Here is a 9,685-nt window from a genome sequence, read left to right on the forward strand (position 1 = left end):
TCACACCCGGATGATTACAGGTGTACTTTCAGCAGCAGGCTGACAGCGTTCTGATCGCGGTCTTTGTCTTCCATGCCTTTGGCACCGAATTTGTTGTTCCAGTAGCTGTACTCAACACCTACTTTTACCTTGTTGCTGACACCCAGAGCAGGGCCAACGTTATAGGTAAGCTGTGGGGTGAAGTTCAGCTCGGAATCATGCTGATCAGTACCTGTAGACCAGTCGAGGAAACCATCGATGTTCAGGTTGCCTGATGACCAGCCGTAAACAAAAGTCAGCTGATGGTCGTTATCACCATTAGTGAAAGTGTTATTAAGCTGAGAGTAATAATACGTTGTGCTGAAGTAATTCATGCCAGGAATGTTCAGGTCAGCACCAATACCGTAGAGGTAGTTATCTTGGCTATATGCGCCACCTTCAGGCAGGAAGAACTTGCTGGTAGTGCTGGAGCCGAATTCATAGGTAAAAGCAGCATTAATAGCTTTTACAAAGCTGCCTTCTTCAAATTTTTTCAGCGTGAACGTTGGAGAAAACTCACCGTAAGTCTCGCTGTAGTCACCTTCACCAACCAGACGGTCAACGAAGAAGAACAGGCTGCCCCAGCTATGACCGGAAACGTGTTCCAGAGTCATGTTGGTTACAGCGTTTTTTTCACCATTGTTAGGGGTCATGGTGTAGTCTTCGCCGTACAGTAACGATACGCTGTTATCAGCCCAGAATTGTTCTGCCTGGGCTGTGCCGGTAGCAGCAGCGATAACGGCCATGGCCAGAAGTTGCTTTTTCATTTTTTCTCTCCAGATTTTACAAGGTGTTATTTCTAATAGGTTGCTTGAATTTGGTTTAATCAACGCACTCAATCTATCAATCAATTCCGTTTATTTCATCCGTTAAAAGATGAATTCCCTGTTATTTTTAACATTGACCATTTTGGTCTTTTTATCATTTCTGGAACGTTAACCGGGTAATGGTTTGGCATTATTCAGAAATAAATTTCGTCTGAATTAATACCAGAGAATCGGGCCTGTCTGCGGTTCTGTAAACAGCAGATCAGGCCAGTATCTTCTAGTTCTTAAGCCAGTGGCCGGTACGGCTGACCAATAGACTTTGGTGCACTCATTTTGGTTTTTATCGCATCGGATGAAAGCCAGACCAATACAATAATGGTGGCCGCATAAGGCAGCATCGCCATAATATTTGGCGGAACTTCAAAACGTGTTCCCTGCAACACCAGATGCAGAATACTGGCAAAACCAAACAGATAGGCACCCAGCAGAATACGTTCGGCTTTCCAGCTGGCAAAAACAACCAGTGACAATGCAATCCAGCCTCGTCCTGCAGACATGCCGTCACTCCACATCGGGGTGTAAACCAGTGACAGGTAAGCGCCGGCCAGACCGGTCATGGCGCCACCAAAAAGCACGGCCATAAAACGGATCTGCTGTACGTTAATACCGATGGCGTTTGCCGCTTCCGGATTTTCACCTACAGCACGGATTTTTAACCCCAGGCGGGTACTGCGGAATACCCAGAAAACCAGCGCGAATAACGCCAGGGTTAAATACACCAGAGGGTCGTGCTGAAACAGTACTTTGCCAATCACCGGGATATCGCTCAGCAGCGGCACCGACCAGACCTGAATGCCCTCAAGGCCAATACCAATATAATTGGTACCCAGAAATGCACTCAGACCGCCACCAAAAATGGTCAGCGCAAGACCGGTTGCAACCTGATTGGAAGCCAGTGTGATAGACAGGTAGCCAAACAGAAAGGCCATACCCATACCGGCGAATATGGCGCAGAAGGTTGCCAGAAAATAATTGCCGGTAACGGATGCCGCAATAAAGCCGACTACGGCGCCAACCAGTAACATGCCTTCCTGACCCAGATTAAGAACACCGGACTTTTCGCAGACCATCTCACCCAGTGCAATCAGAATCAGCGGAGTGCCGGTTTTGAACGTGGCAAATAAAATATTTGTAATTAAATCGATATCCATGACTCAGGCCCGGGCTGTACGAGGTTGAAAGACAATGCGATAGCTGATCAGAAGATCCGCAGCCAGCAGGAAAAACAGCAGCATGCCCTGGAATAATCCGGTCAGGGATTTTGGCAGGCTCATTTCGATCTGTACCATTTCTCCGCCCATAAAGGTCAGAGCCAGCAGCATACTGGCCAGCAAAATACCAAAGGGCTGCATACGGCCAAGGAACACCACAATAATGGCAGCGTAACCATAGCCCGGTGATACGTGAGGAATTAACTGGCCAATCGGTCCGGTCACTTCGGCAACACCGGCGAGGCCTGCCAGAGCACCGCAGACTAATAAGGCAAACCAGGTCAGACGGTTGGTATTAAAACCGGCATAACGTGCTGCTTTGGCATCTTCACCCAGTACCTGAATCTGATAACCAACCCAGCTGCGCGCCATCACCGTCCAGATAACCACGGTAAAGAACAGCGCAAACAGAATGGAAATATTCAGGCGGTAATCGTCGCTGAACAGGGGTAACAGCGCGGCATCGGCAAACATGGCAGATTCCGGAAAATTGAATCCGGCCGGATCGCGCAGAGGCCCGTGTACGGCGTACAGCAGAGCGTTCAGGGCGATGTAGTTAAGCATAATGGTGGTCAGGATTTCGTTGGCGTTAAAGCGGGTTTTCAGCCACGCCGCCAGTGCTCCCCACAATAAACCACTGATGCTGCCGGCAATCAGAATCGGCACCAGCACCCAGCGGCTTTCAGCATCAAGAAACTGCAGCGCAGCCATACTGCCGCCCAGTGCCCCCATAATAAACTGGCCTTCGGCACCGATATTCCAGATTTTGGCGCGGTAACACAGTGTCAGACCCATGGCACAGAGTAACAATGGCGCTACTTTTATTCCCAGTTCGGTCCAGCCATAGGCATTGGTCAGTGGTGAAATGAAAAAGGTATACAGAGCGTGCAGCGGGTCATGACCCAGTACAGAAAACAGCAACGCACCGGCAAACAGGGTCAGCACAATAGCGATAAGAGGGGATACATAACTCATCAGGCGGGAATCGGCCTGACGTTTTTCAAGCTTAAGCATGTGCGCTCTCCAACGAGGATGGATTGGCACTGTCGTGACCAAATTGACCGGCCATCCACTGACCCAGTGTTTCGATACCCACGTCCTGGGTTGGTTTTACCGGGCTCAGTTGCCCGTCACAGATGGCGCCGATACGGTCAGAAATCTGATACAGCTCATCAATATCTTCGGATACCACAATAATAGCGGCGCCTTCGTCGCGCAGCTGGATCAGCGCATGGCGGATTAAAATCGCAGCGCCAATATCCACTCCCCAGGTTGGATGGGAACACACCAGCAATTTCGGCTGCTGTTCTATTTCACGGCCGATAATAAATTTCTGCAGATTACCGCCGGACAGGCTTTTGGCCTGAGCATATTCGTTGGCGCATTTAACGTTATATTTTTCAATAATATCGCGGGCGAATTCGCGTACTTTGCGGTAGTTAATCCAGCCATTGGCTTTCAAATCACGATGACTGCTGCTGAGCAGCGTATTTCCGACCAGCGACATATTGGGGACGGCACCGCGCCCCAGACGTTCTTCAGGTACAAAAGCAAAACCCAGCCGACGGCGCTGATCGGGGCTCATGGCGCCGATATTCTGGCCGAGCAATTCGATGCTTTCAGGGCTGGTGGTTTCTTCGCCGCTGAGCAGTGCGCAGAGTTCGTCCTGACCATTGCCGGCAACACCGGCGATGCCGAGAATTTCGCCGGCTTTTACCTTAAGGTTCAGGTTGTTAAGGGTAACGCCGAACGGATCTTCCGGGGTAAAGCTGAGGTTGTTCAGGCTGAGTGCGGTCTCTCCGCCCTCGGCTTTCTGATAATTCTGATTCAGCGGAGTATCTTCACCCACCATCATCCGCGCCAGATCTTCACTGCTGACTTCCTGTGGGTTGCAACGTCCCGTAACACGGCCGTTGCGCAATACGGTAGCGGCATTGCAGAGCTCGGTCACTTCGTCGAGCTTGTGGGAGATAAACAGAATGGAGCAGCCTTCAGCAGCGAGGGTCTTCAAGGTGCGGAACAGTTCGCGTACTTCCTGCGGGGTAAGAACCGAAGTGGGTTCATCGAGAATCAACAGCTTAATGTCCTGCAACAGACAACGGACAATTTCGACCCGCTGCTGTGCCCCGACCGAGAGCGTATGTACATGGCGGTCAGGGTCCAGTGCCATTCCATAGTGCGTGGAAATCTCGCGGATGCGCTGACTCAGTGCTTCCATGTCCCGGCTTTCGTCTGCCGGCAGGCTCAGGGCAATATTTTCGGCAACGGTGAGGGTTTCAAACAGTGAGAAATGTTGGAACACCATACCAATACCCAGCTGGCGCGCATGAGCCGGGCCGTTCATCTGAATGGCTTCACCCTGCCAGACAATCTTACCGGCGTCGGGTTTGATTACGCCGTAGATAATCTTCATCAGGGTACTTTTGCCGGCGCCGTTCTCCCCAAGTAAGGCGTGGGTCTCGCCGGCATTCACCAACAATTCAATATCATCGTTGGCAAGGCAGCCCGGATACTCTTTGCGGATACCGCTCAGATGCAGGCGCATGGTTGATTCTTGTGCTGGCACTAAGATTCCTCAAATTTAAAAGCTGACCACTTGGACAAATCGTTAGCAATTAGCTTGCCACATGCTGCAGCTACGCATCTCAGCATGTTTTGTTATATGCTTGACCGGTTGGTCAGGAAATTGCAACGCATTCCCCGGACAGAATTCTCTACTGAAATTCAGCTCTGTCGGGCGGTGCCGCCGCGAATACGCTTTCAGGGCGTACAGGCCGCACGGATAAACAGAGCTGTCGGGCAGAAAACAGGTGTAAGCGTGATTCGATTTAACCTAAACGGTCGCTGGATTGAAGACAATAAAATTGATCCAAATTGTACCATTCTGAAATACCTGCGCACCACGATGATGCAACCTGATGTAAAAGAAGGTTGTGCAGCGGGAGATTGCGGAGCCTGCACATTGATGCTGGGTGAAATGACAGAGCGTGGTATTGAATACCGCACACTGAATGCCTGTATTGCGTTAATGGCTAATGTGCACGAACGCTATCTGTTAACCCCTTCCGGTATTGGTCGCGCCGGACAATTGCATCCTGCACAGCAGGCGATGGTTGATTGCCATGGCTCACAATGCGGATTCTGCACTCCGGGCTTTGTTATGTCGCTGGCGAATCTGTATCAGCAGACCGGGCAGTATGAACAGCAGAGTGCATTAAGCGATGAGCAGATTCACGCTGCTCTTTCCGGAAACCTCTGCCGTTGTACCGGCTATCGTCCGATTATCGAAGCCGCACATAAAATGGCGGCACTGCCAGCCTGTGATGTCAGCGAGGTATCAGCCCGCAATGGCGTGCAAACCTTTAACCCGCAAAGCGATGTACCGGCCGATGGTTCTCCGGTTGCGCTGCAGAATGTTGATGGCCGCCGTTTATTTATGCCATTAACTGAAGAGCAACTGAAAGCGTTGCTGCGCGACTATCCGGATGCCTGCCTGTGGGCCGGTGGTACCGATGTAGGCCTGGAAATTACCCAGCGCTTTAAACAATTCGACACCATTATTTGTCTTAACCGTATCAGCACGCTTGCCCGGACACAGGTGCTGGACGAGCAGTTATGGTTGGGAGCCGGTGTTACCTACAGTCAGGCTGAGCATGAGCTGGCTGATCTTTTTCCTTCGTTTGCTCAGCTCTTGCATCGAATTGGCTCACGCCAGATCCGCAATATGGGCACTTTGGGGGGCAATATTGCTAATGCTTCACCGATTGGCGATACGCCCCCCGCTTTTTTAGCGTTAAATGCGACGCTGGAAATTGACGGAAACCATGGCCGCCGTGAGGTTGCCATTAATGATTTTTATCTGGGTTATAAACAGACCGTGCTGCAACCCGGTGAATATTTACGCGCCATACGCATTAATAAATTACAGAGCAGCGAATCGCTGACGCTGCATAAAATCAGTAAGCGTTACGACGATGATATTTCTGCGGTTATGTTTGCACTCTTTATGGATGTGCAGAACGGCATTATAAAAAATGCACGTCTGGCCTGCGGTGGTGTTGCGGCCACGCCATTACGGGCACAGAAAACCGAGCAGGCATTAATTGGCCAGCCGTTTTCTGAAAATACGTTTTTACAGGCTGCGAACTTCATCGGCCAGGATTATCAGCCGCTGTCGGATGTTCGTGCCAGCAAAGAATATCGCCTGCAGGTTACGCGTAATCTGTTGCTGAAAAGCTATCTGGAATTAACCGCCGGACAGGCAGGAGATGCAGCATGAGCCACGTTTCTTCAAAAGTAACGCCCTGGGAAGCACGTCGCCAGCGTCCGGCCAAAGGTAAAAGCGGCAGTAAGCTGGCGCATGAAAGCGCTGAAAAACACGTACTGGGTACGGCAACCTATATTGATGATATGCCAGAACAGGCCGGAACCTTATTTGCTGCTGTCGGAAAAAGTACCATTGCCCATGGCAAAATTCTGTCGCTCGATTTAACCGCCGTGTGCAATGCTCCGGGTGTGGTTGATGTGATTACACTGGATGATATTCCCGGTGAAAAAGATATTGGCCCGGTCTTTAAAGGCGATCCGATATTTGCCGATGGCGTGGTGGAATTTCACGGTCAGGCATTATTTGCCGTGCTGGCAGAAAGCTTTGAGCAGGCCAAGCGCGCGGTGTTGCTGGCGCAGGTCAGCTATGAAGAGCATCCGGCACTGTTAACCATTAAAGAGGCGTTGCAGCAGAATGCCTTTGTTCGCCCTGCACACAGTATGCAGAAAGGTGATGCGGCATCTGCTATTACGGCAGCGCCGATACAGATGAGTGGCGAGCTGTATGTAAAAGGGCAGGAGCATTTTTATCTGGAAGGCCAGATCAGTTACGCCCTGCCAGCCGAAGACGGTGGTATTAAACTCTATTGCTCCAGCCAGCATCCGACGGAAGTGCAGAAGCTGGTTTCAGAAGTGCTGGATCTGCCAATCAACCATGTGCAGGTGGAAGTACGGCGCATGGGCGGTGGTTTTGGTGGTAAAGAAACCCAGGCGGCACAGTGGGGTTGTATTGCTTCGGTTTTTGCCCGGCGCCAGAACCGTCCGGTAAAAATGCGTCTCGACCGCCAGGACGATATGGTATTAACCGGCAAGCGCCATGATTTTTATAACCGTTATCAGCTGGGCATTGATGAAAACGGTAAAATTCTCGGTGCTGATATTGAGCTGGCCGGTTTTTGCGGATACTCGCCGGATTTATCCGACGCCATTGTTGATCGAGCGATGTTCCATGTGGATAACGCCTATGATCTGAATAACGCCCGTGTCATCGGTCATCGCTGTAAAACCAATACCGTATCAAATACTGCTTATCGTGGTTTTGGCGGGCCGCAGGGAATGATCTTTGCCGAAGCCATGCTGGACGATATTGCCCGTAAAGTGGGTAAAGATCCGCTGGATGTACGTAAGGCCAACTTTTACCGCGACGGCGGCAGTACCCATTACGGCCAGCCGGTTGAAGATTTCTTTTTACCCGAACTGGTTGAACAGCTGGAACAGGATTGTGACTACCGTGCACGCCGTGCCGCCATTACCGAGTTTAATCGTACTAACCGCTGGAAAAAACGCGGGCTGGCATTAACACCGGTGCGTTTTGGTATTTCATTTACCATTCAGTTTTTAAATCAGGCCGGTGCGCTGGTACATATCTATACCGATGGTTCGATTCACCTGAATCATGGTGGTACAGAAATGGGGCAGGGGCTATTTACCAAAGTGGCCCAGGTAGTCGCCCATGAGTTCGATCTTGATATCGATATGATTCAGGCCAGTGCCACAGCGACCGATAAGGTACCGAATACCTCGCCGACGGCGGCGTCATCCGGCTCGGACTTAAATGGTAAGGCCGCGCAGAATGCCTGCCAGATTCTTAAATCGCGACTGGTGCAGTTTGCGCAGCAGCATTATCAGGTCAATGCCGGCGACGTACGCTTTATCAATAACCATGTGGTAATCGGTGCCGATGAGAACAGCGCGCAATGGATCTCCTTTGCCGATTTCGTCACTCTGGCGTACCAGAACCGCGTATCCCTTTCGACCACCGGTTATTACGCCACACCAAAAATTCATTACAACCGCGACACTGCCAGTGGGCGTCCGTTCTTTTATTTTGCGTTTGGCGCCTGCTGCGCCGAAGTCGAAATTGATACCCTGACCGGTGAATATAAAGTACTGCGTGCCGATATTCTGCACGACGTTGGCCGTTCGCTGAATCCGGCGATTGATATTGGCCAGATAGAAGGCGGTTTTATTCAGGGCATGGGGTGGTTAACCACGGAAGAGTTATTGTGGGACGATAAAGGCCGTCTGCAATCCAACTCCGCAGCGACCTATAAAATTCCGACATCGGTTGATATTCCAGCGCACTTTAATGTGCAGCTGTTCGACCGCGCTAACGCTGAAGATACCATTTATAACTCGAAAGCCGTTGGCGAGCCGCCATTTATGCATGGCATTGCCGTCTGGTGTGCTCTGCGTGATGCGGTCGCCAGTGTGGCGGATTATACAATCAGTCCACCACTGGATACCCCGGCAACCCCTGAGCGGGTATTAAATGCCGTGATGTTCTGTCAGCAGGAGAGCAAAGCATGAAATTTGTGCGCTGGTACGATGCAATTGCCCGCTGCCAGCAACGCAGCGACTCTTATGTCATTGCCACGGTAATGGGCAGTGCTGGCTCTGTACCGCGCGATCCCGGCAGTAAGATGGTCATCACCGCTCAGGATCAGTTTGACACTCTGGGCGGTGGCCAGCTTGAATTTCAGTTAATTCAGAAAGCGCGGGCATGGTTGGCTGAAACCGCCGGATCAGTCAGTACGCAGCTCAGTAAAACAGGCCCGCTTGCCTTGCAGAAAATGGAAAAAATTCCGCTGGCAGCCAAAGCCGGGCAGTGTTGTGGCGGCAGTGTCAGCGTACTGCTGGAATTATTTCAGTTGCAGACTGCACCATTGGTAGTCTTTGGTGCCGGTCATGTGGCGAAAGCTCTGATGAATATTCTGGGCGGGCTGGAGCAGCCGGTTATCTGGGTGGATAACCGCGCGGAACAATTTCCGCCGGCAGACACACTGGCCGCCAATATTGATTGTGTTTGCCTGCCTGAACCGGTCGATATGATTGCAAAACTGCCGGCGGGCAGTGAGCTGGTGATTCTGACCCATAATCATCAGCTGGATTTTGAATTATTACAGGCGGCACTGGCGCGTACAGATTTTCACTTTATTGGCTGCATCGGTTCGCAAACCAAAACCGAGCGTTTTGCCCTGCGTTTGCAGCATGCCGGGTTCAGTGCTGAGCAACTGGCGCAACTGACCATGCCCATCGGCCTGCCACAGGTCGGCGGGAAATTACCGATGGAAGTGGCAGTATCGGTCGCCGCCCAGCTGCTGGCGCGGAAAAGTACAGCTGCTGCTACAGATACCGAAGACAAAGCCCGGCGCAAAGGCCTGAGCTGGAAACAATTGCAGGAAGGGCTGACCGGTGACGCAGTGGCGTCATCAGACATCAGTCTGTAAGTCATCCTTAGGGCCTGTCGACACTAATTGAATAGGTCCTGCTGAGAGCTAGTTTTTCTCAGAACAAGGAGAG

General features: G+C 51.3%; 7 protein-coding genes. 3 read left to right on the forward strand and 4 right to left on the reverse strand.

Going from position 1 to position 9,685, the window contains the following annotated elements:
- Nucleotides 1–14: 14 nt before the first annotated feature.
- The 4 genes from B3P58_RS00020 to B3P58_RS00035 all read right to left on the reverse strand — a co-directional run bounded on the left by B3P58_RS00020 (nucleotide 15) and on the right by B3P58_RS00035 (nucleotide 4,601).
- Complete coding sequence (locus tag B3P58_RS00020; protein WP_230332340.1) at nucleotides 15–785, reverse strand: hypothetical protein; 771 nt, start codon at nucleotides 783–785, stop codon at nucleotides 15–17.
- A gap of 284 nt (nucleotides 786–1,069) precedes the next feature.
- On the reverse strand, nucleotides 1,070–1,996 hold the full coding sequence (locus B3P58_RS00025) for an ABC transporter permease (RefSeq protein WP_145466529.1): 927 nt from the start codon (nucleotides 1,994–1,996) through the stop codon (nucleotides 1,070–1,072).
- Between the two features lie 3 nt (nucleotides 1,997–1,999).
- Nucleotides 2,000–3,070: an ABC transporter permease gene (locus B3P58_RS00030; RefSeq protein ID WP_286714990.1), complete on the reverse strand. Its 1,071-nt coding sequence runs from the start codon at nucleotides 3,068–3,070 to the stop codon at nucleotides 2,000–2,002.
- A complete protein-coding gene (locus B3P58_RS00035; protein ID WP_286715027.1) occupies nucleotides 3,063–4,601 on the reverse strand; it encodes an ABC transporter ATP-binding protein in 1,539 nt (512 codons plus the stop codon). Before B3P58_RS00035 ends, B3P58_RS00030 begins: the two co-directional genes overlap by 8 nt.
- Before the next feature lie 273 nt (nucleotides 4,602–4,874).
- Here B3P58_RS00035 and xdhA point away from each other — a divergent pair, with 273 nt between their 5' ends.
- The 3 genes from xdhA to xdhC are packed head-to-tail and all read left to right on the forward strand — an operon-like array spanning nucleotide 4,875 to nucleotide 9,612.
- A complete protein-coding gene (gene xdhA, locus B3P58_RS00040) occupies nucleotides 4,875–6,335 on the forward strand; it encodes a xanthine dehydrogenase small subunit (protein ID WP_286714992.1) in 1,461 nt (486 codons plus the stop codon).
- Entirely contained in the window at nucleotides 6,332–8,692 is a 2,361-nt protein-coding gene (gene xdhB, locus B3P58_RS00045) for a xanthine dehydrogenase molybdopterin binding subunit (protein WP_286714994.1), read from the forward strand. The genes xdhA and xdhB overlap by 4 nt, the downstream gene beginning before the upstream one ends.
- Nucleotides 8,689–9,612 (forward strand): xanthine dehydrogenase accessory protein XdhC, encoded by a 924-nt coding sequence (gene xdhC, locus B3P58_RS00050; protein WP_286714996.1) that lies wholly within the window; start codon nucleotides 8,689–8,691, stop codon nucleotides 9,610–9,612. The genes xdhB and xdhC overlap by 4 nt, the downstream gene beginning before the upstream one ends.
- The last annotated feature ends 73 nt before the right edge of the window (nucleotides 9,613–9,685 follow it).

Source organism: Thalassolituus sp. UBA2009 (assembly GCF_002335285.1).
Classification (GTDB): Bacteria; Pseudomonadota; Gammaproteobacteria; order Pseudomonadales; family Oceanobacteraceae; genus Venatoribacter; species Venatoribacter alkanivorans.